The sequence below is a fragment of the Kiloniella laminariae DSM 19542 genome (genome assembly GCF_000374005.1).
Taxonomy (GTDB): Bacteria; Pseudomonadota; Alphaproteobacteria; order Kiloniellales; family Kiloniellaceae; genus Kiloniella; species Kiloniella laminariae.
Map to the genome: position 1 here is coordinate 111,754 of NZ_KB893136.1, position 23,656 is coordinate 135,409.

A 23,656-nucleotide genomic window follows, 5' to 3' on the forward strand; every position below is an offset into this window, starting at 1 on the left:
TCCCTAAGAGCTCCTGTTAATATTGATCGGCACATTTTCGTGCTCGTTATTTTTGAAGCATAATCTATGATTTCTGCTTCAATTTAAACCTTTGGATTTTCCCGGTCTGGGTTTTTGGTAATTCGTTTAGGAACCGGATCACCCTGGGGTATTTATAAGGGGCAATAGTTTCTTTCACATGGTTTTTTAGTGTTTCTGCCGTGTCATCGTCTGCGAGAACACCTTCGCGCAAAACAACATGAGCTTCAACGATCATTCCCCTAACATCATCCGGGGCACCGACTACTGCACATTCCATAACACTGGGGTGAAGCAACAGCGCCTGTTCTACGTCTGGCCCCGCAATGTTGTAGCCAGACGACACAATCATATCATCGGAGCGGGCAACAAAATGAAACTCTCCCGTTTCATCCTGATAGAAACTGTCTCCGGTTAAATTCCAGCCTTCACAGACATACTCCTGCTGACGACTATCCGCCAGATATCGGCAGCCCGTCGGGCCCTTTACCGCAAGGCGGCCAACTTCCCCGCGTGGAACTTCATTCATCTTTTCATCAACAATAATCGCTTGATAACCCGTCAGCACGCGTCCGGTACTGCTGGCTTTGGCACTGTTCAACCTGTTGGAGATAAAGATATGCAAGAGTTCGGTTGCCCCTATTCCATCCAGGATCGGCTTCCCGGTTTTGGCAACCCATTCATCGAACACGGCTGCAGGCAGGGTCTCCCCGGCCGATACTGCGCAGCGCAGGCTCGAGAGATCCGCTCCTTGGTCCATGGCTTTCAGCATCACCCGATAGGCCGTTGGCGCCGTAAAACAGATTGTTGCTCCATAGGTCTCTATAATCTTGATCATTTCTGGCGGAGAGGCATTTTCAAGCAGCGTCGCGGTTGCCCCAAAACGAAGCGGGAAGACGGCCAACCCACCCAGACCAAAGGTAAAGGCCAGCGGAGGTGATCCGACAAAAACATCCTCTGGTGTGACCTGCAAGACTTCCTTGGCATAAGCATCGGCAATGGTCAGCAAATCTCGGTGGAAATGCATGGTCGCCTTGGGATTTCCTGTGGTACCCGAGGTAAAGCCCAGCAATGCAACGTCATCCCGACCGGTTTGCACAGCAGAGAACTGAACCGGTTTTCCCAGGGCAACCCGGTCAAGTTCCGCATCGTGATTGGCAGTACCATCAAAGCCGACTACTTTTTTGAGATAGCTGCTTTCCTTGGCACAAATGACAAGTTCATCCATCAACCGGGTATCACAAAGTGCCAGGGCAATCTCGGCCTTGTCGATAATTTTGGCAAGCTCTCCTGCCCGTAACATTGGCATGCTATTGACCACAACCGCCCCTGCCTTGGTTGCTGCAAGCCAGCAGGCCACCATCGCCGGGTTGTTGGCAGAGCGGATCAGAATGCGGTGCCCGGGCTTCACTCCAAAGTCCTCAACCAGGGCATGAGCAATTCGATTGGTCCAGTCGGTCAGTTCTTTATAGGTACGCTGGCGACCGTTGCCAATCAGGGCCGTATGATCGCCAAATCCCTGATCAACCATGTCATTGGTTAAACATACAGCCGCGTTGAGATATTCAGGATACTGGAAGTTTTCCCTCAGATATTCCGGCTGGCTTTCCGGAGGTGGCAAGTTATCGCGGGTAAAGCTGTCAACATGAGCAGATGGCCCCAACATCATTTGTTTTCTCCCTGTTTTCTGCTGATTTCCTGCCGCGCGATAACTATTTTCTGAACATCTGAGGCCCCTTCATAAATACGAAGGGCACGTATTTCCCGGTAAAGGCTTTCGACAACGCTGCCCTTGCGCACCCCGTCCCCACCGTGGATCTGTACTGCTTTGTCAATAACGCCTTGTGCCTGGTCTGTCGCAAAGAGTTTGGCCATGGCGGCCTCACGCGTCACTCTTGCAGCGCCCGTGTCTTTGGTCCAGGCGGCACGATAAACCAGCAGGGCCGAAGCATCGATATCCACAGCCATTTCTGCAATATGCCCCTGGATCATCTGCAGTTCATGCATCGGAGCCCCAAACAATTGGCGGTCAGCACAGCGTTTCAGTGTTTCCTCCAGCGCCCGTCGGGCAAAACCAAGCGCGGCAGCCCCAACGGTTGAGCGAAATACATCCAGAACCGACATGGCAATCTTGAAGCCGCTGCCCGCTTCACCAATCAGAGCTGAACGGGGGAGTTTGACCCTGTCAAATTTCAACCGCGCCAGAGGATGTGGTGCAATAACCTCCAGCCGTTCCTCAACCGTCAGCCCAGCCGTACTGGCTGGCACCAGAAACGCGGACAGACCTTTTGCTCCTGCAGCCTCTCCTGTTCGGGCAAAAACAACATAGAGATCAGCAATTCCTCCATTTGAAATCCAGGTTTTCTCGCCACTGAGAACAAAACCATCATCCGTACTTTCTGCCGACATTTGGATGTTCGCGACATCAGATCCCGAAGCAGGCTCGGTCAGGGCAAAGGCCGATATCGCCTTGCCTGCGCGGGTTTGTCTCAGCCAGTCACGTTGCTCCCCGGAACCGAACAGGGAAATCGCCCCCATTCCCAGCCCCTGCATGGCAAAGGAAAAATCAGCCAGCCCATCGTACCGGGCCAGAGTCTCGCGGATCAGACAGAGAGAGCGAACATCAAGGCGTTCCTGCCCGGTCGCTCCAGAATGGGTTAGAAACCCCGCGGCGCCCAAAGATGAAACCAGACCACGACAAGCAGAATCAACGTCGCTGTGATCAACCGGGAGATTACCTTTGCACCACACTTCAAGCTGTTCGACCAGTTCGCGGTGGCGGCTCTCGAAAAAGGGCCAGTTTAGAAATGATGTATCAGCCATCAATTTCCCTCGAATACAGGTTTTTTCTTGGCGACAAAGGCATGATAGGCACGCTCAAAATCCCGCGTCTGCATACAGATTGCCTGGGCTTGGGCTTCTGCTTCGATCGCCTGATCCGGCGACATGTTCCATTCGTGATTTAACTGGGTCTTGGTAATCCCATTGGCAAAGGTCGGCCCGGAAGCAATACGCTTGGCCAGAACAAGTGCTTGTTCCTCCAGCTCTTCCGCAGGATGCAGGGCATTGAAATACCCCCAGTCATGCCCTTCTTTCGCTGACATACTTCGCCCGGTATAGAGCAGGTCCGCCGCCCTGCCCTGTCCGATAATCCGGGGAAGAATGGCACAGGCCCCCATATCACAACCGGCCAACCCAACCCTTGTAAAAAGGAATGCGGTCTTGGCATCCGGGGTCGCCAGACGCAGATCCGAAGCCATGGTGATAATGGCACCAGCACCAACACATACGCCGTCCACTGCCGAAATAATTGGTTTACCACAGTTCAGCATGGCCTTGACCAGATCTCCGGTCATCCGGGTAAAGGCCAGAAGCTCTTTCATGTCCATTCCGACCAGAGGTCCGATAATCTCATGGACATCCCCACCAGAACAGAAGTTTCCGCCATTGGAGGCAAAAACAACGGCATTGATGTCCTCTGCATAAACCAGATTCCGAAAGGTATCTCTCAGTTCTGCATAACTTTCAAAAGTCAGCGGGTTTTTTCGCTCAGGACGGTCAAGCTGGATCACAGCGACGGAATCTTCCATGCGCCACTTGAAATGTTTCGGGGAAAGGTCTGCCATTGCCGTCATGATTTTTTGTCCTCTATAGCTTTCAACCGGCTGAGTACCGGAACCAATCCATCCAGATCTTCGTCGTCCAGTTCTGCGAAAAGATCATTAATAAGGGCCTCATGATCCCGGGCCATCCCTTCAAACACCTTACGACCATGCGCGGTCAGGCACACCAGCATCGCCCGTCGATCTCCCTCGACATTTACCCGAAGTACAAGGCCATCGGTAACCAGACGTTCAATGATCCCGGTCACGTTACCGTTCGAAACCAGCAGCAGCTTTGACAATTCGCTCATCTTCAGACCGTCTGAGCTGCGATAGAGTGCTGCCATCACATCAAATCGGGGCAAGGTGGTATCGTAATTATCCCGGAGAAACTCGCGCAACCGGGCTTCAACAAACCTTGTTGTCCGCAACATGCGGATCCACATGCGCAAGCGCCGCTTGTTCAAGGACATATCGCTTTTGCTGGATGGCAAGGTCATATCTCTCCTCCAGAAAGGGCGATCGCCTGCCCATTGATTGACCGGGCAGCATCCCGGCAAAGCCACAAAGCCGTATCAGCAACCTCCTGTGGTTGAATCAAGCGTTTTTGCGGGTTGTTATCGGCAAGAATCTGGCGAGCCTGGTCAGCGGTCTTTCCTGTCTTTGCCACAATGTTTTCTATCGATTTCTCTGTCATCTCCGTATCCAGAAACCCGGGACAGATGGCATTAACCGTGGTGCCCGATTTGGCCACTTCCAGTGCAAGCGCACGCACCAGTCCAACGACACCATGTTTCGCAGCGGTGTAGGGGGCAACATAGGCATAGCCCTTCAGGCCAGCAGTAGAGGCAACCGCAATCAGGCGTCCTCCTTGTTGCGGCATTTGCTGCAGCCCATCGCGAAAGGTCAAAAAGGTTCCGGTCAGATTAACCGCAAGGGTGTTTTGCCAGTCTTCCAGGCTGGTTTTATGCAGCGGTGCACTCCCCGACATCCCCGCATTGGCAATCACAATATCGATCTGCCCTGCTGTCGCATAGATATTGGCGACGGATTTTTCATCCGTTACATCTGCCACAACATAGGAAATAACCGGGTCTTTTGCAGCGGTCGCCCGGAGCTTGTCTTCCCGGCGTCCAGCAATCCAGACCTTTGCGCCAGCAGCCGCAAAACTTGCCGCCATAACAGCACCAACCCCACTGCCACCCCCGGTGATCAGCACAGTTTTTCCCGTCAACTCTGTCATGCCCGTACCACCATGGCTTCGGCTTTTTCTGCCAAGCGATAGAGCTGGTCACGCCCTGCCAGATAGGGAGCGGGCCATTGCAGACTTTTCTCGCCCAGGCTCGCCCCGGCATGCAGGGTCCAGTAAGGATCAGCCAGATGAGGACGTGCCATACACACCAGATCTGCACGCCCGGCCATCAGGATTGAATTGACATGATCTGGCTCGTAAATATTGCCCACCGCCATGGTCGCAATTCCCAACTCGTTGCGAATACGATCGGCAAAGGGCGTCTGGAACATACGTCCATAAACCGGCTTTGCCTCTTTCGAAGTCTGCCCGGCAGAAACATCAATAATGTCAACGCCGGCTTCGTGGAACAGACGGGCGATTTCCACAGCATCGTCCTGTGTGATGCCAACATCATCAACCCAATCCACAGCGGAGATACGAACAGACATCGGTTTATCGGCAGGCCAGACCGCCCGCATTGCCATGAAGACTTCCAAAGGATAACGCATCCGGTTTTCAAGGCTGCCACCATATTCATCCTCACGGATATTAGACAGCGGCGATATGAAAGAAGATATCAGGTACCCATGCGCGGCATGAAGTTCAATCATATCAAAACCGGAACGCGCTGCCATTTTAGTGGCATTCACAAACTGATCTCGCACCTCTGTCATATCTTCACGGTCCATTGCTTTTGGAACGGCATTATTTACTGACCAAGGTATGGCTGAAGCTGAAAGCAATGACCAGTTCCCCTCGGCCAGCGGGGCATCCATCTCCTCCCAACCGAGTTGCGTTGAGCCCTTGCGCCCCGCATGGCCAATCTGGCAGCAGATTTTTGCTTCCGTTTCCCTGTGGACAAAATCCACAAGCTTCTTCCAGCCCGCTTCCTGTTCCGGGCTGTACAAGCCCGGGCAGCCTGGCGTGATCCTGGCATCGGCGCTGACACAGGTCATCTCGACATAGACCAGTCCGGCACCTCCCTTGGCCCGCTCGGCATAATGAACAAAATGCCAGTCCCCAGGCACACCATCGACAGCTTTATATTGGGCCATAGGTGAAACCACGATCCGGTTTTTCACTTCAAGATTCCCGATCTTGAATGGCGTAAACATCGGTGCCTTGCCAGAACCCGGGGGTTGTCCCGCCTGGATCTGGAACCAGTCTTCAGCAGATTCCAGCCACTCCTTGTCGCGAACCCGGAGGTTTTCATGACTGATCCGTTGTGATCTTGTCAGCAGAGCATAGTTGAACTGCACCGGATCAAAATCGACATAGCGTTCCACATTTTCGAACCATTCAAGCGAGTTTCTTGCAGCAGATTGTAATCGCAGGACTTCAACGCGGCGTTCTTCCTGATAGCGCTCAAAAGCCGTCTCCATCGAGGTTTCATGATCAAGATAATTCGCCAGAGAGATCGCACTGTCGAAAGCAAGGCGCGTGCCCGAACCTATGGAAAAATGTCCGGTTGCCGCAGCATCCCCCATCAACACCACATTGTCATGGTGCCATTTCTCACAGATAACCCTTGGGAAATTCATCCAGACAGCAGAACCGCGAAGATGATCGGCATTGGAGATCAGGGCATTACCGTCAAGGTATTTGGCAAAGACCCTCTCGCAAGTCGCGATGGTTTCTTCCTTGGACATATCGGCAAAGCCAAAATTGTTCCAGGTTTCATCCGTGCATTCAACAATCACCGTCGCGGTATTGTCGTCGAATTGATAGGCGTGTACCCAGACCCAGCCATGCTCGGTCTCTTCAAAGATAAAGGTAAAGGCGTCATTGAATTTCTGATGGGTGCCGAGCCAGATAAACTTGCACAGCCGGACATCAACATCGGGCTGGAACTGCTCTTTGTATTCATTGCGCACAGCCGAATTGATACCGTCAGCGGCGACAACCAGATCAAATTCTTTTTTATAGTCCTCGACCGGACCGAACAGGGTTGCGAAGCGTAGATCCACGCCCAACTCGCGAGCTCGGGCCTGAAGAATAATCAGCATCTGCTTGCGGCTGATCCCGGCAAAACCGTGCCCACCGGAAACGGTGCGCGTGCCCTTGTGATGCACGGCGATATCATCCCAATAGGCAAAGTTCTCACGGATCTGCTCGGCGCTCTCAGGATCGTTTTCGAGCATATTACCCAAAGCATCATCTGACAGAACCACGCCCCAGCCGAAGGTGTCCTCGGCGTTGTTACGCTCAATCACCACAACTTCATGCGTGGGATCCTTGAGCTTCATGCTGATGGCAAAGTAGAGCCCGGCTGGACCGCCCCCAAGACAGACAATCTTCATTTGCGCGTCCTCCCGCAGAATACATACCTGAATACAAGTCAGAATTTTTGGTTATTCTTTTACTGACTGTTTTATTGCTTGTTACCCAATCATAGACCCAAGTGAATTTTTATTTCAAGCATAAAATATTTAAGCTTGAAATGTTTTATGCTGGCGCTATCCTCAAAAGAAAAACTTTCAGGGTATGCCTGCAAAGCAGGTTAGTCAGAAGACAGGTACAATAGTATTTTGCGATGATACTTATCGAGAGGCGATTAATAATGAATGACGGCACTGTCATCGGTGTAATTGGCGCAGGAGCCATGGGGCGGGGAATTGCCCAGATCATGGCGACTGGCGGTTACAGGGTCGTGCTGGTCGATACCAATGAGGCCGCACTTGAGACGGCCCGACAAGCCATTGCCGCGACCCTGGACAAGGCCATCGCCCGCAATCTGATGACGCCTGAAGATAAAACCGCTGTTCTCGCCCGGATCACGCCTGAACTCACGCTGGAGAGTCTGGCGTCTGCGGATCTGGTGATCGAAGCCATCGTCGAACAGCTGGAGGTCAAGGCCGGGCTGTTTGCCAGACTGGAGGCCATCTGCCGCAGCGATACCCTCTTTTGCACCAACACCTCTTCGCTGTCGGTTACAAAAATCGCCGCCGGGCTGCTTCATAAGTCCCGGCTTGTCGGCATGCATTTTTTTAACCCGCCACATATCATGAAACTGGTCGAGGTGATCGAAACGCCTGAAACTCCGGAAGCGGTCATCACGAGGGTTATGCAGCTCGCCCGGAAAATCGGCAAACAGCCGATCCGGGCCAAGGACCGTCCGGGTTTTGTCGTCAACCGCTGCGCCCGCCCCTATTACGGCGAGGCACTCTGTATTCTGGAAGAAGGTAATTTCACCGCAGCCCAGATAGATACCGCCCTGCACAGCGCGGGCTATCGCCTTGGCCCCTTCGAGCTGATTGATCTGGTCGGGGCTGACATCAACTATGCCGCCACGCTGAGCGTATGGGAAGCGCTGGAACGCCACCCGCGCTATCAGCCCTTTGACCGTCTGAAACAGCAGGTTGATGCAGGCAAGTTCGGTCAGAAATCCGGCGAAGGCTTCACCCTGCCCAAGGCCTCGGTTACAGAACTTTCCCCCGAAGCCGCCGCCAGCATTGTCGCGCGGATCGAGGCCACCCTGATCAACGAGGCCCATTTTGTCGAGGCCGAGAGCACGGCATCGCGAGCGGATATTGACCAGGCGCTGCTGTTGGGGTTGAATTTCCCCCGCGGTCCTTTTGCCATGGCAACAGGTGACAAACGCAGCGCCACGATTGCCCTCCTTGAAAAGCTGCACCACTCAGCGCCTGACCATTTAAAAGAGCGCTATACCATCGCCCCAAACCTTACAGGTAGCCATCATGACTGAACTCAAGCAGGTTTTCATTTGTCAGGGCAAACGCACCCCGATCGGTAGATACGGCGGCGCCCTCAGCAGCCAGCGCCCAGATGATCTTGCCGCCGGGGTAATCAACGCCCTGCTTGAGGGAACAGACGACCTTCCAGTTGATGAAGTTGTCTTCGGTTGCGCCAATCAGGCCGGGGAAGACAACCGCAATGTTGCCCGAATGGCCGTACTGCTTTCCCGCCTGCCCGAAACGGTCCCTGCCCTGACGGTCAACCGGCTCTGTGCCTCTGGCCTTGATGCGGTGATCTCTGCTGCCCGGACCATCCAGTGTGGCGCAGCCGAGATAATTATCGCCGGGGGCGTCGAAAGCATGTCCCGCGCGCCCTTTGTCATGTCCAAATCCGAAACCGCCTTTGGTCGCGCCCCGGAAATCTTTGACAGCACCATTGGCTGGCGCTTTGTCCACAAGGCCATTGCCAGCGAATACGGCATCGACAGCATGCCAGAAACCGCTGAAAACGTGGCCGAAGCCTATGGTATTACCCGCACCGATCAGGATGCCTTTGCCCTGCGCAGCCAGCAACGCACGACTCGCGCCCAGACGGAAGGTTATTTCGAGGCGGAGATCAGCCCGGTTTCCATCAAACAGCGCAAGGGACCCGATCTGATCGTCAGCCGCGATGAACATCCGCGCGAAACCAGCCTCGACAAACTCGCCAGCCTGCCCACACCCTTTCGCTCTCCCGGTACGGTCACGGCGGGGAATGCCAGCGGTGTCAATGATGGAGCCTGTGCCCTGTTGCTGGCCTCTGAATCAGCGGTCAAGACCCACAATCTGATGCCGCTGGCCCGCTTTACTGCCGCAACATCTGCAGGTGTCGCGCCCCGTCTGATGGGCCTTGGCCCCATTGCTGCGCTGGAAAGGCTCACGGCCCTGACCGGGCAGACAGCCACGTCCTTTGACCACATCGAACTGAACGAGGCTTTTGCCGCCCAGGCCCTTGCCTGTCTGCGGGCCTGGAAGCTGGCTGATGATGCAGCGACAGTTAATCCGAACGGCGGAGCCATCGCCTTGGGGCACCCTCTTGGCATGACCGGGGCACGACTGGTTCTGTCCGCCAGCCGCGCCCTATCCGAAGGGAACGCCAGGACAGCCTTAGCAAGCCTTTGCGTCGGTGTTGGCCAGGGTGTCGCCCTTGCCCTTGCCAGAGTTTGACCCAAACAACCAAAATAGCACAAACCAGATCAGGGAAACCCAAACAATGACACCGGAAGAAGCCCGAAAGAAACCCGAAGCGCTAAAATGGGAAGACCCGTTCCTGCTCGAGGATCAGCTGGAAGAAGAAGAGCGCATGATCCGCGACAGCGCCGCCGCCTATTGCGCCGACAAGCTGGCTCCCCTGGTTATCGAAGCCAACAGACACGAAAAGTTTGACCGGGAAATCATGTCTGAAATGGGTGAGCTGGGGCTGCTGGGGTCAACTATTCCCGAAGAGTACGGCGGGGTTGGTACGAACTATGTTTCTTATGGTCTGGTTGCCCGCGAGGTCGAGCGGATCGACAGCGGCTATCGCTCCGCCATGTCGGTTCAGTCCAGTCTGGTTATTCATCCGATCTTTGCCTATGGCACCGAAGAACAACGTCTGAAGTATCTGCCCAAACTGACCGCCGGGGAATGGGTCGGCTGTTTTGGCCTGACCGAGCCGGATCATGGATCTGATCCCGGTTCGATGATCACCCGGGCCAAGGCTGTGGATGGTGGCTATCTGATATCCGGGGCAAAAAACTGGATTACCAACTCACCCATTGCCGATGTTTTTGTCATCTGGGCCAAGTCAGACAAACACGACGGCAAGATCAAGGGATTCATTCTGGAAAAGGGCATGCAGGGACTGGCCGCGCCAAAGATCGAAGGCAAGTTTTCGTTGCGCGCCTCGATCACCGGAATGATCCAGATGGACGAGGTTTTTGTCCCCGAAGAAAATCTGCTGCCCCACGTGCAAGGACTAGCTGGGCCTTTCGGTTGTCTCAACCGTGCAAGATATGGCATCGCCTGGGGCGCCATGGGTGCGGCAGAGGCCTGCTGGCATGCCGCCCGTAGCTATACCCTTGACCGCAAACAGTTTGGACGGCCGCTGGCCCAAACCCAGCTGGTGCAGAAAAAACTGGCGGACATGCAGACCGAAATCAGTCTCGGCCTGCAGGGGGCACTCAGGCTCGGGCGGCTGTTCGACCGCAATGTCGCCCCGGCGGAACTGATCAGCCTGATGAAGCGCAACAACTGTGGCAAGGCGCTGGACATTGCCCGGGTATCCCGCGACATGCATGGGGGCAACGGAGTGTCCGATGAATATGGAGTAATCCGCCACGTCATGAACCTTGAAGCGGTCAACACCTATGAGGGCACACACGATATCCACGCCCTGATCCTTGGTCGGGCCCAGACAGGACTGCAGGCGTTTCAATGAAAAGAGATCTGCCGATGATTACCGACTGGAATGATGCCTATGACAACGCCGGGCATATCGACGGGGCCAGAGAGTATCCGCCGCGCTGGAATGCCCTGGCCCTGTCATTCCGGGAGGAAATGAGCGCAGCGGGCCGAGCAGAGCTAGATCTGGCTTATGGGACAGGCCCGCGCAACAAACTGGATCTCTTTTTGCCTGCCCCCTCGACAGCCTCATCAGACCCAAAAGGATTGGCTGTCTTTGTTCATGGTGGCTTCTGGAAAGCCTTTGACAAATCGACCTGGTCTCATCTTGCCAGAGGCGCGGTTGAACAGGGTTGGGCGATTTGCTTGCCCAGTTACAGTCTCGCCCCGGAAGCACGAATTTCGACCATGACCGGGGAAATTGCCGCAGCGATCAGCTTCGCCGCCCTGCGTATATCCGGACCTATTCACCTGTCCGGGCATTCTGCTGGCGGGCATCTGGTATCACGCATGGTCTGTGCAGACAGCCCGCTGCCGCCCGCGATCAGGCAACGACTGGGGCATGTGCTGTCGATCAGTGGTCTGCATGACCTGCGCCCGCTGTTGCATACCGAAATGAACAAGATCTTGCAACTGGACGCCACAGAGGCACAAAACGAAAGTGCTGCCCTGCACCAGCCAGCCGGGAATTGCCCGATCAGCTGCTGGGTCGGTGCAGACGAGCGCCCGGCTTTCCTCTTGCAAAATGACCTGCTCGCCACCGTCTGGGCAGGGCTGGGTGCCGAAACCGAAATCAGGCATCAGTCCGAAAAACACCATTTTGATGTTATCAACGATCTGGCAAATCCGGACTCAGCCCTGACCAATTGTCTGCTGCAACAGAAGTAAAGGGACCTGCCCATGAAGTCTGCGTCCGATCCTATCGACGGTCTGGTGTCGCTTGTACGTGAAGGCAAGATCGCCCTTGTGACCATCGACAATCCCCCGGTGAATGCCACAAGCCACGCCGTGCGCAGCGGATTGGTCGCTGCCGCAGAGGAAATTGACCGCGATCCCGCCATTCAGGCCGTGGTTCTGATCTGTGCAGGCCGGACCTTTATCGCCGGGGCTGATATTACAGAGTTCAACAAACCCCCTGTCGAGCCGATTTTATCCGATGTAATCCCCCGGCTGGAACAGTCTAGTAAAGTCTGGATTGCCGCGATCCATGGCACCGCCCTGGGCGGCGGGCTGGAAGTTGCCCTGGGCTGTCATTACCGTCTGGCTGTCGCCACGGCAAAATTTGGCTTTCCCGAGGTTAATCTGGGCCTGATTCCCGGCGCAGGTGGCACCGTGCGTCTACCCCGCCTGATTGCCACCCGCCCGGCCATGGAGATGATTTCGACTGGGAAGATTATCAACGCAGAAGACGCACTGGCATGGGGACTACTTGACAAGATCATTCCCGATGAACCTGAAATAACTCTGCGGGAGCAGGCCCTGGCCTTTGCCAAGGCGCTATTGAAAAAAAACTTGCCCTTGCCCCTGTCACAGCGCCCGGCGTCTGCCCCGCTTGCCGCTGGCGATCTGGAAAGCCTGAAAAGACAAATCACGGAGAAAAAAGCGGGACAGCTTGCCCCAGTCGAAGCCCTTGCCGCAGTACAGGAGGCAACTACACTCTCTGCAGCAGAGGCCTTGCTGAGCGAAAGGGAACGCTTTAACAGATTGAAACAGGGCGAGCAGTCCAAAGCCCTGCGCTATATCTTCTTTGCTGAAAAAGCGTTGTTTAAACAGCTGAAACCCACAGGCATTTCGGATCTGAGCGAGGGTAATTCTTTCCTGCACGATGGTCTTTTAGGACAGCGTTTGATGGCCGCCTATAACCGGGAACTCCGGTCAATAAAAGATGATATTCCCGAGTTTGCAAACCCGAGCCAATCCGAGCAAAAGGATTTTGGCCTGCTGGCTGACCTCATGGTCAGAGAGGCAACTGATACAACCGACGAGACACGGCAAATGATCATTACACGGCTGCTTCTTACCCTGCAAAGTGAGGGGCAGAAACTGGTCACAGAAACCCCTGATCTTACAAACGAGAGTATCGACGCCGTTCTGGTCAGCTGTTTTGCCTTCCCGCGCTGGCGTGGTGGGCCAATGTACCTGCAGCAAAAATAGAGGCTTCACCTCCCCCTTTTCACCCTGCTATAAAATCAGAAAAGCAAACAGGAGAAGCCAAAGACTTCTCCTTCAGAACAGCATGTTTGTATAATTAAGGTGTCGCTTCTGACTTTACCCGGAAAAAGCTTTAAACCCGACAATCGAATAGGTATCGCGGATACCCGGAATGGTCTGGACTTCGCTGGTGATAAAACGCCCGACATCGATTTCGGAATCAAGGTGGAACACCAGCATCAGATCGTACTCGCCGGAAATCGAATAGGTCGCAGGCGGCGGATCAACCCGGTCGGCAATATCAGCGGCAACGTCATAAACCTTGCCCAGTTCACACTTAACCATCACGAATGTCGTATTCATTGTTTTCCAACCAGAATGTCATTGTCTTTACAAGGGAGTATAACCGCAAATAGGCAAGATTTTCCAGTACTTTATAAAACATCATTCATTTAATATGCACTGACCATAGTCAAATTTTACACCCTTGTAAAAAGATGACATCAGCTTAAAATCGCGCGACTCATCATAATAAATAGCTAGATGATATTTGATAAAAATGCCAACAACTCATGGGCTTCGAATTCAGAGTTACCAAAGAAAATAAAGAGTTAATTATGTCAGCCTTCTCAATTTTAATCTCGGATAATGAAAAGATCAAATTTGGTGAGCCCTGTGCTTTGGGAACAATTAGAATTGGTGAGTTCTTGACCTGCTCCCCTGAAATGTTCCCGATTTTAAGTTAGTCTTTTCCACAGAAGGAGAGATTAAATGAAGAAATCCCGTTTCAGCGAAGAGCAGATTATCGGTATTTTGAAAACACACTAGGCTGGTATATCAGCCCGAGAGCTTTGCAGGAAGCACGGCATAAGCGATGCCACATTTTACAACTGGCGTTCAAAATATGGCGGGCTTGAAGTATCAGAAGCCAAGCGTTTGAAGTCCCTTGAAGCAGAGAATCAGAAGCTTAAGAAGTTACTGGCAGAACAAATGCTTGATGTTGCTACCTTGAAAGAAATGCTTGGAAAAAACTTCTAAGGCCTGGCTCCAGAAAAAAAGCAGTGAGCTGGGCCATGAAAGTGAAAGATTATTCTCAACGCAAAGCCTGTGACTTGGTGGGTATTGCCCCGCGTGTTTATCGCTACCAATCCAAGCGTCCTGATGACACACAGCTTCGTAAACGGCTGGTAGAACTATCATCAGAGCGCAGACGATTTGGGTACCGCCGCCTCCAGAGATGGTCCCCAAAAACTGGACAGGGTGTTAAGGTGAGATAGCCGATTTTTGAGAGGATTTATCCGCCGAATTTAAAGCCAAGGTCGCGTTAGAGGCTTTGCGTGAAGAATTTACGCTTCCTGAACTTGCCCGTAAATACGATGTACATCCCAACCAAATCAGTACATGGAAGAAAAAAGCTCTGGAAAATATGGCCGATATATTCTCCAGAAGGCAGGACAAGCAAGCCGATAATCATGAGGGTGAAATCAAGGAACTTCATGCCAAGATCGGGGAGTTAGCAGTAGAAAACGATTTTTTGTCACGGGCCTTCAAACGCTCACTCGGGAGCGGCGGAAGGCGATGATACAGTGCAATGAAAAGCTCTCTCTGACCCGTCAATGCGCGCTGTTGAAAATCCCTCGTTCGACGTTCTATTCTGTTTGCAAGGGAGAAGGGGCGTACAATCTGAAGCTCATGCGAATGATTGATGAAACATTCATGGAGAAGCCTTTTTTTGGATCTCGTCAAATGATGAGATGGCTGCGCATGCAGGGCTATAGTGTCGGTCGCAAACGCATTCGACGCTTGATGAAACTGTTGGGGTTGGATGCAATTTATCAAAAACCGAACACCTCGAAACCTCATCCAGAACACAAGATCTATCCCTATTTATTAAGGCATCTGGACATTATTCGACCGAATCAGGTCTGGTGCTCGGATATCACCTATATTCCCATCCGAGGTGGCTTTCTCTACCTTGTTGCCATTATGGACTGGTACAGCCGAAAGGTTCTGTCGTGGCGGCTCTCAAACTCTCTGGAAGCCAGCTTTTGCGTTGAAGCCCTGGAAGAGGCCTTGTCGAACTATCCTGTGCCCGAGATTTTTAATACAGATCAGGGCAGCCAGTTCACAGGTCATGACTGGATTGAAGCCTTGCAAGAGGCCAAGATTAAAATCTCTATGGATGGCAAGGGGCGATGGATGGATAATGTCTTTATTGAGCGGCTGTGGCGCAGCTTGAAATATGAATGTGTCTATCTTTATGACTTTGAGGATGGCCGTGAGGCACGCCGTAAAATTGGGGCATGGATCAAAGATTACAATAAAGAACGTCCCCATTCCGCACTTGACGGCGTCCCGCCAGATTGGGTTTACTACCGTTCATCGGGGCTAAACCCGATGAACGGTATGGCAGCTTAAATATGGAACTCAGGCATCCCACCTTAAAATTGCTGCCAACCTGTCCAACATATAGGGGCCACTTCAATTCAATTATAATATTTTTGGATCAGCCAAAATAACTGTAACAACACCATACCCATTAAAGATATGAGCAGGACCTTGTTTTTTTGACACACTTGGCAGAGTTGAAACTTATGATCTACTGATTAGAAGACAGTTGCTCTATTTTACTCAGCACCTGAAAAAAATTTACGTTGTTGTATGGATAGTGAGTCCGCGTCTTAATTTGGTGCTCTGTAATTTTTGTCATATTCCCTTGAACCTCTTCCCCAGCTTTATTGTCTCTTAGAAAAACAAAGCTGAAACCTTAAAAGTTATTCCTTATAGATCAACAAGTAGGTAGCATTGCCCTTTATTAAAAAGAAGAGGCAATGATCCCCACAAATGACACAAAAATTACCAGTTGGAGACCGGACTTTATGAACGAGACTGCATTACTTGAAGGTTTTTCCCGCTCAAAAACCTATGAGAGCCGCCTCCAACACCTTCATGATAGCGCCACACTCTCAATGTTCTCGGGATATTCCCTGGAGTTTGGTGTCTATAAGGCTGTCACCCTTAATTCACTGGCAGATGCCAATCCAGCCCATAAGTTCTGGGGCTTTGATTCCTTTCAAGGGCTTCCTGAACCCTGGTACAGGTCTTACGACAAAACCAATGTAACGCCACAAAAATGGTTTGCTCTGGAAGCTCTGCCTGACACATCCGGCAATGTCGAACTCGTTGTTGGCCTGTTTGAAAATTCCTTACCCAATTGGCTTGCTGAACATGAAGGACCTGTCTCTTTTATCCATGTAGATTGTGATCTCTATTCCTCAACCAAAACCATTCTCGGCCTCCTAAACGAAAGAATTTTACCCGGGACCATAATCACTTTTGATGAATTATTGGACTGCCCCGGAATAGGGTATGAAAGCTGGAAAGAGGGTGAATGGAAGGCCTTGCTGGAATGGATCACCAAATACAAACGTTCTGTTCAACCGCTTTCAAAGACCAATCAGGGGCAAGCAAGCCTGAAGGTCATCAAATAGTTTCCCGGTAAAAGTTATAACAAGCTCTATGGACTCACCTCTGATACCATATTAAGAAAGCTCTTTTTCCAGCCACAACAACAAAGGCCTTAGCGTTATCTTGCTAAGGCCTTGATATCTGGTGCGCCCGGCAGGATTCGAACCTGCGACCTACTGATTAGAAGTCAGTTGCTCTATCCAGCTGAGCTACGGGCGCGAAACTTTTGATCGGTTGGCTTAGTGTGTCCAGCGGCCCAGACGGGTGGTGCTGAAATTATCACCATAACCCTTGGGGACTGTTTTGCGCTCTCTGGGTTCTTCGACCGTGTACATCACGCCCTGACGCTGGGCATAGGCGATCGCCTCTTCCTTGGTCTCGAACCACATGCGCAGCTGGCCCTGGGTATCGCGACTGGAGGTCCAGCCCATCAGGGGATCAATCTCCCGGGCGGATTCCGGTTCAAATTCAACAAGCCACTGCTTGGTATTTGCCCGGCCGGACTGCATAGCGTTCTTTGACGGCTGATAGATACGAACCTGCATGTTTAAGTCGATCCTCAAGAAATCAGCTTTAGAATTTTGGTGGTCGGGGAGAGAGGATTCGAACCTCCGACCCTCTGGTCCCAAACCAGATGCGCTACCAGGCTGCGCTACTCCCCGTGTCCACGGTCTTCGTATAGGACAGAGAATAGCACAAGGCAACAGTCTTTTTTGAAAAGAGTTGTAATTTTTGCCTAAAAAACACATTGTCCGAACCCGTGAGACAAACCCTTAAAAGGAATGGTGATTTGTCATTCCCTCCTCACCCCGTCCTGATACCGAGCGGAGCAGAAAATATGGATAATGCTGATCTTTCAGCGGATCTGTGGATAATGGCGCAGGTTCGCCAATCCAACCAGCGCGGCATTCCGGCAATGATCCTGCACAAGGGTGACCGGGATCGCGGCAGCCTGCTGTTGAAAATCAACCTGCTGGGCCCCGGCTGTCAGATCCTCAGCCAGACCCGGGATCTGGACGGTAATCTGGCCTGGATGGCCGCCAACAAGGGCGCGTTGATGAGCGAGCCGGACGCCGATGAATATGTTGCCCGCGCGCTGAAACGCGATCCGGATCTTTGGGTGGTCGAGCTGGAAGACCGCAAGGGGGAGAACCCCTTTGGTGGGACGCTGCTGTAAGCTGCTGTTCATGGTAAATTACACAGCAAAAAAGGCCCCAGGGAATGTACCCGGAGGTCTTTTTCTATCCATGCCAGTTCGGAACAATTAAATTGCAGGTGCCGACGGCACCTTAGCGTTCCCGGGTGGCAGTAAAGCGCAGTTTCGGGTTGTCTTCCTGAATCCGTCCCATATCCCAAAGGTTTCGCGCCATGTAGACCGGGCAACCGTCACGGTCTTCGGCCAGTGCGCCCTTGTTGCGATCAAGAAAGTGTTTCATCGCCACGGCATCTTCGGAAGAGACCCAGCGGGCGGTGACAAAAGGCGCGGCTTCAAAGCCGACGTTGATGCCGTATTCATGTTCGATGCGGGTCAGGAGCACATCCAGCTGCAGGCGACCAACAACCCCGACAATATAGCTGGAGCCGATCACCGGGCGGAAGACCTGGGTCACGCCCTCTTCTGCCAAACTGTCTAGCGCCTTGGACAGATGCTTTGCTTTGAGGGGGTCATCCAGACGCACGCGCTGCAGGATTTCCGGTGCAAAGCTGGGAATACCGGTAAAGCGGATCTGTTCGCCTTCGGTCATGGTATCCCCGACACGCAGGGTGCCATGGTTGGGAATACCGATGATATCACCCGGCCAGGCTTCTTCAGCCAGTTCCCGGTTCTGGGCAAAGAACATAATCGGGTTATGGATGCTCATGGACTTGCCGGTGCTGATCTGGTTCAGGCGCATGCCGCGTTTGAACTTGCCCGAGCAGATGCGCATAAAGGCAATACGGTCACGGTGTTTCGGGTCCATGTTGGCCTGGACCTTGAAAACAAAGCCGGTCACGGCTTCTTCAGCAGGTTTGACCGGACGCAGGTCTGAAGGCTGGCTTTTCGGGGCCGGGGCAAACTTCAGCACGGCATCCAGCAACTGTTTAACCCCAAAGCTTTTCAGGGCCGAGCCGAAATATACCGGGGTCAGGTGACCCTCGCGGTAACTTTCCAGATCAAAAGAAGGACAGGCATCCATAGCCAGATCAGCTTCTTCGAGCAGGGTCTCATACTGATCCGCCGGAAGCAGCTTTGGCAGCTCATCACCGAGCAGTTCAGCTGGAACTGGCGTGCCAAAACCTTCTTCCCCGGTAAAGGGAATCATTTCTTCACGCACCAGATCGTAACAGCCCTTGAAGGTACCACCGCCACCAACGGGCCACATCATCGGCACGGTATCAAGCGCCAGGGCCTCGGCCACCTCGTCGAGGACTTCAAAGACGTCACGGCCTTCACGGTCCATCTTGTTGACAAAGGTAATGATCGGAATATCGCGCAGACGGCAGACTTCAAAAAGTTTGCGGGTCTGGGCCTCGATCCCCTTGGCCGCATCGATTACCATAATCGCGGAATCAACCGCGGTCAGGGTACGATAGGTATCTTCACTGAAATCTTCGTGTCCGGGGGTATCCAACAGATTAAAGGTCACGCCTTCGTATTCAAAGGTCATGACCGAGGTGGTCACGGAAATACCGCGCGCCTGTTCGATCTTCATCCAGTCAGAATGCGCCCGACGATTTTCACCCTTGGCCTTGACCTGCCCAGCCATGCGGATCGCACCGCCCAAAAGCAGCAGTTTTTCTGTCAGCGTCGTCTTCCCTGCATCAGGATGGGAAATGATCGCAAAAGTGCGCCGGGCGTTGGCTTGCTTGGAGATTTCTGAAGACATGATCTGGTTTCAACGATTTCTATACAAAAATGATATGAAATCCCGCCGTTTTCACAAGAAAACCTGCCGGGAAAACTGCGGTGACAATCTGATTTATTCGCCTTTGCGTCAAGATTAATCACCAAAGTCCCCGGCAAAATGGTTTTTGATCCCTTTTGCGGTCCCGTCTGAAGCAGAAAAGCACAAGAAAAATGGGGTTTTATGAAACTATTCTGCCACATCCGTTGTAAAAATATCACTATTATGTGAAGAAAATTCTGGCGATATCTTGAGCTTTTACTTGAATTATCGATTGTTATTAAGCACTTGATAAAAACACTCTGAATATTCCCCAAAAACAGGCCGTTTTCTATTTAATTGAAATTTAAGACACCAGGCGCAACATAAATACATAGAGTGGTGCTCGCGAGGTTTTGCACCCTGGATAAAGGAGGCCCAAATGTTGAAGTATATCACCCTTGCCGTGATCGCTTTTACGGGTTTCGTAGCAACAGCACCGGCCCAAGCCCAGAGCCAATGTGACAAACGGGCAAGCATTCTAGAAATGCTTTCGAGCCGGTACAGCGAAAAAACGGAAGCTATTGGCGTTACCAACAAAGGCGGTCTGATCGAAGTTCTGACCGCAAAGGATGGTGGCACCTGGACCATTATCGTCACCACACCACACGGCATCAGTTGCCTGGTCGCCGCGGGTGAAGGCTGGAGACAGGTAGAGAAAGCTGTGTTGGAACCCAAAGTCTGAAGCATACAGGCCTTGAAAAAGGCCACCCCCGAACACCGCAGCCCCGGGCGGGCTGTTCTGTTGCAGCGTTTGTATGTATCCCGGATTTTGCATAGGCCAGATCAGATGGCAACGACGATCACAAAGAATGAGCTGCTTGTTTCAAGAAGGGATAGCTGCACTTTTTCTCTTCAAGCAAGTGATGGCATCTGGCTTGCCAGACCAAGAGATCACTTCAGGAAGCGGTGGTGTGCGATATCCCCTTTTCGGATTTCCAGTCGGGAAACCGTTCCGGCATTGAGTTCCAGAACAGCTGATACCTGTCCTCCGGATGACAGTGTCCGGGTCGAGAGCGGCGTCGTCTTCTCCTCGATATGCACGATGCGCCCCGTGCCATCCAGAAAAAGCATATCCAGAGAGATATAGGTATTCTTCATCCACATCATGATATTCTGTGGCTCTTCATAGATAAAGAGCATGCCCGCATCCGATGCCATTTCCCTGCGGTACATCAGGCCGCGCGCGCGCTGTCCCGGACTTATAGCCAGCTCTATCTCGAAGCGATGTGCAGATCCGTCAGCAGAAAAAATTGTTAAGCGATCTTTCTCAAAGCTCTGCTGGGCCTGTGCTGAAAAATTCAGGAGCAATCCGAGAACAACAGACAGGAACAGCATCAGAACAGATCGTTTGAACATCGGAAGTTTTCTCTCAGCGACAAAAGTGCAACCACGCTACTGCCTGACCGTATCGGCCGCAAGACCAGAAGCGGTTCCCGGATCACTTGGGTAAAAGATCAGTCATGGCTCAGAAAGATCTTGTGTTCCCCGCAGGCTGTTATGTTAAGATTACCGCAGAATATCAATCTGTTGCCACCGGAGCCCCCGATGACCCACAAGAGCATCCTTGTTCATCTCGCCAATGACGAAGAACATCAGACCCGTCTGGATGTTGCGACCCGTCTTGCCAAACAACACGATGCCCATGTTTCTGCATTGTTCATCACCACCCCGGTCGGTATGCCTGCCGAAATTTATGGCCGTGGAGCCTCGGTGCAGTTTCTACTTGATGCCACCAACTCTGCCGAGAAAAAAGCAGCCAAGCTCGAGAAAGAGTTCCGCGACACCTGTGAGCGCAACAACATTTCCTACAGTTGGATTGTCGAAGGTGGTGACCACATCAGCCTTCTGGCAGATCACGCCCATGCGGCGGATGTCATTATCCTCAGCCAGCCGAGCCACGAACATTTCGAAGACCGTTTCAGAACCCGTCTGGTCGAGGAAATCACCCTGCTCAGCGGCCTGCCCTGTCTGATGATCCCCAAAGGTTTTGACGCAAACAAGCAGATCGGAAAGCGGGTTCTGGTTGCCTGGAAAAGCACCCGTGAAGCCATCCGTGCCGTGCGAGACAATCTCTCGGTCCTGCGCAAAGCCGATGAGGTTTTCCTGCTTTCGATCCGCCCCAACACCCAGGATGCACTCTCACTTGGTGAAATTGACAACTACCTGGAGCGTCACAACATTCAGGCCAAGACGGTGAAGATCGCCGAGACCGAAAGCTCTATCGGCCAGACCATCCACGATGCGGCAGAAACCCACAACTGTGACCTGATCGTCTGCGGGGCCTATGGACACAGCCGCCTGCGCGAGATGTTCCTCGGTGGTGTGACCAAATATCTGGTCAATCACGCCACCATCCCCGTTGTCATGTCCCACTAACCCTGTCTCCCCTCGCCGAACAGCAAACCGTCCGCGACGAAGAGGGAGACAGCCTTGGCTGTAAAGCCTGAACCGGACCAGTTCCGGGGAAAACACCTTGCAATAACAACATGCCCGGGGCTGATAACCAGCCCCGGGCATGTTGTTTTGCCCCACAAAGGGACAAAAGGTGTAGCCGGAACTCCGGCTTACAGGAAGAAGATAAAGGTCAGCAGCACAAAGCAGGGCACCAGAATAGCACCGGACCAGAGCATATAGCCAAAGAAGCTCGGCATCGCGATGCCGCTTTCCTCTGCAATCGAGCGGACCATAAAGTTCGGCGCATTCCCGACATAGGTGTTTGCTCCCATAAAGACCGCTCCAGCTGAAATTGCCAGCAGTGTATTGGAGGCTGGCCCCATCAGGGTCTCCACATCCATGCCCGTGGTATTAAAGAAAACCAGATAGGTCGGTGCATTATCGAGGAAGCTCGAGAGGATACCGGTTGCCCAGAAATACATAAAGTTGATCGGCTCGCCATCACTGGTTGTTACCGATTCAACAATCGCGCCAAGAGCACCTTCGGAACCCGCTTTCAAAATGGCAATCGCCGGAATGATCGTGATGAAAATACCGATAAAAAGCTTGCCGACCTCCAGGATCGGGAACCAGTTAAATCCGTTGGCTTGTCTGCTCTGGTCATTGGTCAGATAGAGAGACAGATAGGCAATCAGAAGCAGCAGTCCATCACGGAGCAGGTTCTGCAGCTCGACATGAACATGATAGATCTCGAAGGAAACCCCCGGTTTCCAGAAACCGGACAGAAGCACAGCACCAATCACACCCAGCAGGAGCAGGAGGTTGATCTTGCCATCCAGAGCAAAGGCAACATCCTCTTCTTCTTCCTCGTCAGGCACAATGGTTACAGCAGCCCCTTCCTTGTTATAAAGGTAGCTGTCGAGAACAAAATAGACCGCCAGCAGAATAACCGAGAGCACAATCATCGGCAGCAGCATATGCGTGGTTGGCCAGAAGAAATCTACCCCTTTCAGAAACCCGAGGAACAGGGGAGGATCACCCAGAGGGGTCAGAGATCCGCCGATGTTGGCCACCAGAAAGATGAAAAACACAATGGTATGCGTTTTGTGTTTACGTCCCTGCAACGCCTTGATCATGGGCCGGATCAGCAACATGGCTGCCCCCGTGGTTCCCATCCAGCTGGCGATCAGCGTACCGATCAAAAGGATACAGGTGTTCAGCAGTGGTGTCCCGGTCAGGCGTCCGCGAACGCGCACGCCCCCGGCAACAGTGAAAAGGCTGAAAAGCAATATAATAAATGGAAAATATTCGAGCAGGCTGACATGCAGTGTTTCATAGAGCGCCAGGCTGAAGCCGTAGAAATAGGTAAAAGGCAGCAAAAATAGCAAAGCCCAAAAAGCAGAGATCTTGCCAAAATTATAGTGCCAGAAATTTGGCGCAACGAGGGGAAAGATGGCAATGGAGAGCAACATACCGGCAAAAGGCAAAACCCATATCAACCCCATATCCTGCCCCTCGAGATGGGGAGCTCCGGCCTCAGCAGCATGGGCAACAGCAGGCAACAGTAAAACAGAAAGAACCGAAAGGCCGAGCATGATCATGCGTTTTATACTGGTAGACAGAGCCATCAATTCTTCCTTCTAACCGTTCGACCAAAGCAACACGCGATGTGCTGCGATGGTTTCCATTCTAAATTCTGTCCTTTTCTTTAGCCGCTATGTTTCCGAAAGACAAGAGGTGGCTGAG

At 52.6% G+C, this 23,656-nt stretch carries 22 protein-coding genes, 2 tRNA genes and 1 pseudogene; 11 read left to right on the forward strand and 14 right to left on the reverse strand.

Translation table 11 applies throughout. The features are described from left to right. Positions 1–64: 64 nt before the first annotated feature. From B152_RS0108005 to B152_RS26610, 7 genes are all read right to left on the reverse strand, one after another. Positions 65–1,687 (reverse strand): AMP-binding protein, encoded by a 1,623-nt coding sequence (locus tag B152_RS0108005; RefSeq protein ID WP_020591886.1) that lies wholly within the window; start codon positions 1,685–1,687, stop codon positions 65–67. Next, a complete protein-coding gene (locus B152_RS0108010) occupies positions 1,684–2,841 on the reverse strand; it encodes an acyl-CoA dehydrogenase family protein (protein WP_020591887.1) in 1,158 nt (385 codons plus the stop codon). The genes B152_RS0108005 and B152_RS0108010 overlap by 4 nt, the downstream gene beginning before the upstream one ends. Beyond that, a complete protein-coding gene (locus B152_RS0108015; protein ID WP_020591888.1) occupies positions 2,841–3,653 on the reverse strand; it encodes an enoyl-CoA hydratase family protein in 813 nt (270 codons plus the stop codon). The genes B152_RS0108010 and B152_RS0108015 overlap by 1 nt, the downstream gene beginning before the upstream one ends. Further along, on the reverse strand, positions 3,650–4,120 hold the full coding sequence (locus B152_RS0108020; protein WP_020591889.1) for a MarR family winged helix-turn-helix transcriptional regulator: 471 nt from the start codon (positions 4,118–4,120) through the stop codon (positions 3,650–3,652). The genes B152_RS0108015 and B152_RS0108020 overlap by 4 nt, the downstream gene beginning before the upstream one ends. Continuing rightward, positions 4,117–4,863 carry an SDR family NAD(P)-dependent oxidoreductase gene (locus B152_RS0108025; RefSeq protein ID WP_020591890.1) on the reverse strand — a complete coding sequence of 249 codons (747 nt, stop codon included), beginning with the start codon at positions 4,861–4,863 and terminating at the stop codon, positions 4,117–4,119. Before B152_RS0108025 ends, B152_RS0108020 begins: the two co-directional genes overlap by 4 nt. After that, the gene (locus B152_RS0108030) at positions 4,860–7,154 is read right to left on the reverse strand and encodes a bifunctional salicylyl-CoA 5-hydroxylase/oxidoreductase (protein ID WP_020591891.1); all 2,295 of its coding nucleotides are present in this window, start codon (positions 7,152–7,154) and stop codon (positions 4,860–4,862) included. Before B152_RS0108030 ends, B152_RS0108025 begins: the two co-directional genes overlap by 4 nt. 145 nt (positions 7,155–7,299) lie before the next feature. After that, positions 7,300–7,482 (reverse strand): SWIM zinc finger family protein, encoded by a 183-nt coding sequence (locus tag B152_RS26610; RefSeq protein WP_425402024.1) that lies wholly within the window; start codon positions 7,480–7,482, stop codon positions 7,300–7,302. Here B152_RS26610 and B152_RS22990 point away from each other — a divergent pair. The 5 genes from B152_RS22990 to B152_RS22995 are packed head-to-tail and all read left to right on the forward strand — an operon-like array spanning position 7,415 to position 13,124. Continuing rightward, on the forward strand, positions 7,415–8,560 hold the full coding sequence (locus B152_RS22990; RefSeq protein ID WP_020591892.1) for a 3-hydroxyacyl-CoA dehydrogenase: 1,146 nt from the start codon (positions 7,415–7,417) through the stop codon (positions 8,558–8,560). The two genes, B152_RS26610 and B152_RS22990, sit on opposite strands and share 68 nt — an antisense overlap. Then, a complete protein-coding gene (gene pcaF, locus B152_RS0108040; RefSeq protein WP_020591893.1) occupies positions 8,553–9,755 on the forward strand; it encodes a 3-oxoadipyl-CoA thiolase in 1,203 nt (400 codons plus the stop codon). Before B152_RS22990 ends, pcaF begins: the two co-directional genes overlap by 8 nt. A 46-nt stretch (positions 9,756–9,801) precedes the next feature. Continuing rightward, complete coding sequence (locus B152_RS0108045) at positions 9,802–11,007, forward strand: acyl-CoA dehydrogenase (protein WP_020591894.1); 1,206 nt, start codon at positions 9,802–9,804, stop codon at positions 11,005–11,007. Further along, complete coding sequence (locus B152_RS0108050) at positions 11,004–11,858, forward strand: alpha/beta hydrolase (RefSeq protein WP_020591895.1); 855 nt, start codon at positions 11,004–11,006, stop codon at positions 11,856–11,858. Before B152_RS0108045 ends, B152_RS0108050 begins: the two co-directional genes overlap by 4 nt. A 12-nt stretch (positions 11,859–11,870) precedes the next feature. Continuing rightward, entirely contained in the window at positions 11,871–13,124 is a 1,254-nt protein-coding gene (locus B152_RS22995) for an enoyl-CoA hydratase/isomerase family protein (RefSeq protein ID WP_020591896.1), read from the forward strand. Positions 13,125–13,238: 114 nt separating this feature from the next. On the opposite strand, the gene B152_RS0108060 is transcribed toward B152_RS22995, so the two are convergent. Next, positions 13,239–13,484 carry an Lrp/AsnC family transcriptional regulator gene (locus B152_RS0108060; protein ID WP_020591897.1) on the reverse strand — a complete coding sequence of 82 codons (246 nt, stop codon included), beginning with the start codon at positions 13,482–13,484 and terminating at the stop codon, positions 13,239–13,241. A 408-nt stretch (positions 13,485–13,892) separates the two neighbouring features. Here B152_RS0108060 and B152_RS25800 point away from each other — a divergent pair. From B152_RS25800 to B152_RS23010, 3 genes and pseudogenes are all read left to right on the forward strand, one after another. Then, positions 13,893–14,353: pseudogene (locus B152_RS25800) on the forward strand (transposase); the annotation flags it as partial. A gap of 101 nt (positions 14,354–14,454) precedes the next feature. Beyond that, a protein-coding gene (locus B152_RS0108075) for an IS3 family transposase (protein WP_425402025.1) occupies positions 14,455–15,539 on the forward strand; the annotation gives its coding sequence in 2 pieces (ribosomal slippage) (positions 14,455–14,680 and positions 14,680–15,539; 1,086 coding nt in all). Positions 15,540–16,000: 461 nt separating this feature from the next. Further along, positions 16,001–16,612: a class I SAM-dependent methyltransferase gene (locus B152_RS23010; RefSeq protein ID WP_157230980.1), complete on the forward strand. Its 612-nt coding sequence runs from the start codon at positions 16,001–16,003 to the stop codon at positions 16,610–16,612. A gap of 119 nt (positions 16,613–16,731) precedes the next feature. Here B152_RS23010 and B152_RS0108085 read toward each other — a convergent pair. From B152_RS0108085 to B152_RS0108095, 3 genes are all read right to left on the reverse strand, one after another. Next, positions 16,732–16,808: transfer RNA gene (locus B152_RS0108085), tRNA-Arg, on the reverse strand. Between the two features lie 20 nt (positions 16,809–16,828). Then, positions 16,829–17,134 carry an ETC complex I subunit gene (locus B152_RS0108090; RefSeq protein WP_020591902.1) on the reverse strand — a complete coding sequence of 102 codons (306 nt, stop codon included), beginning with the start codon at positions 17,132–17,134 and terminating at the stop codon, positions 16,829–16,831. A 40-nt stretch (positions 17,135–17,174) separates the two neighbouring features. Next, positions 17,175–17,251: transfer RNA gene (locus B152_RS0108095), tRNA-Pro, on the reverse strand. 176 nt (positions 17,252–17,427) lie between these two features. On the opposite strand from B152_RS0108095, the gene B152_RS0108100 reads away from it, so the two are divergent. Then, a complete protein-coding gene (locus B152_RS0108100) occupies positions 17,428–17,766 on the forward strand; it encodes a DUF1491 family protein (RefSeq protein ID WP_020591903.1) in 339 nt (112 codons plus the stop codon). A 112-nt stretch (positions 17,767–17,878) separates the two neighbouring features. Here B152_RS0108100 and B152_RS0108105 read toward each other — a convergent pair whose 3' ends face one another. Further along, the gene (locus tag B152_RS0108105; protein ID WP_020591904.1) at positions 17,879–19,456 is read right to left on the reverse strand and encodes a peptide chain release factor 3; all 1,578 of its coding nucleotides are present in this window, start codon (positions 19,454–19,456) and stop codon (positions 17,879–17,881) included. Positions 19,457–19,895: 439 nt separating this feature from the next. Between B152_RS0108105 and B152_RS0108115 the strand changes: the two genes are divergently transcribed. Further along, on the forward strand, positions 19,896–20,198 hold the full coding sequence (locus tag B152_RS0108115) for a hypothetical protein (RefSeq protein WP_020591906.1): 303 nt from the start codon (positions 19,896–19,898) through the stop codon (positions 20,196–20,198). A 209-nt stretch (positions 20,199–20,407) separates the two neighbouring features. On the opposite strand, the gene B152_RS0108120 is transcribed toward B152_RS0108115, so the two are convergent. Then, positions 20,408–20,872, reverse strand: coding sequence for a DUF192 domain-containing protein (locus B152_RS0108120; protein ID WP_020591907.1), 465 nt, complete (start codon positions 20,870–20,872; stop codon positions 20,408–20,410). Between the two features lie 189 nt (positions 20,873–21,061). Between B152_RS0108120 and B152_RS0108125 the strand changes: the two genes are divergently transcribed. Continuing rightward, a complete protein-coding gene (locus tag B152_RS0108125; protein ID WP_020591908.1) occupies positions 21,062–21,892 on the forward strand; it encodes a universal stress protein in 831 nt (276 codons plus the stop codon). Between the two features lie 188 nt (positions 21,893–22,080). Here B152_RS0108125 and B152_RS0108135 read toward each other — a convergent pair whose 3' ends face one another. Beyond that, positions 22,081–23,538, reverse strand: a complete 1,458-nt coding sequence (locus B152_RS0108135) for a sodium:proton antiporter (RefSeq protein ID WP_020591910.1) — start codon at positions 23,536–23,538, stop codon at positions 22,081–22,083. Positions 23,539–23,656 lie beyond the last annotated feature (118 nt).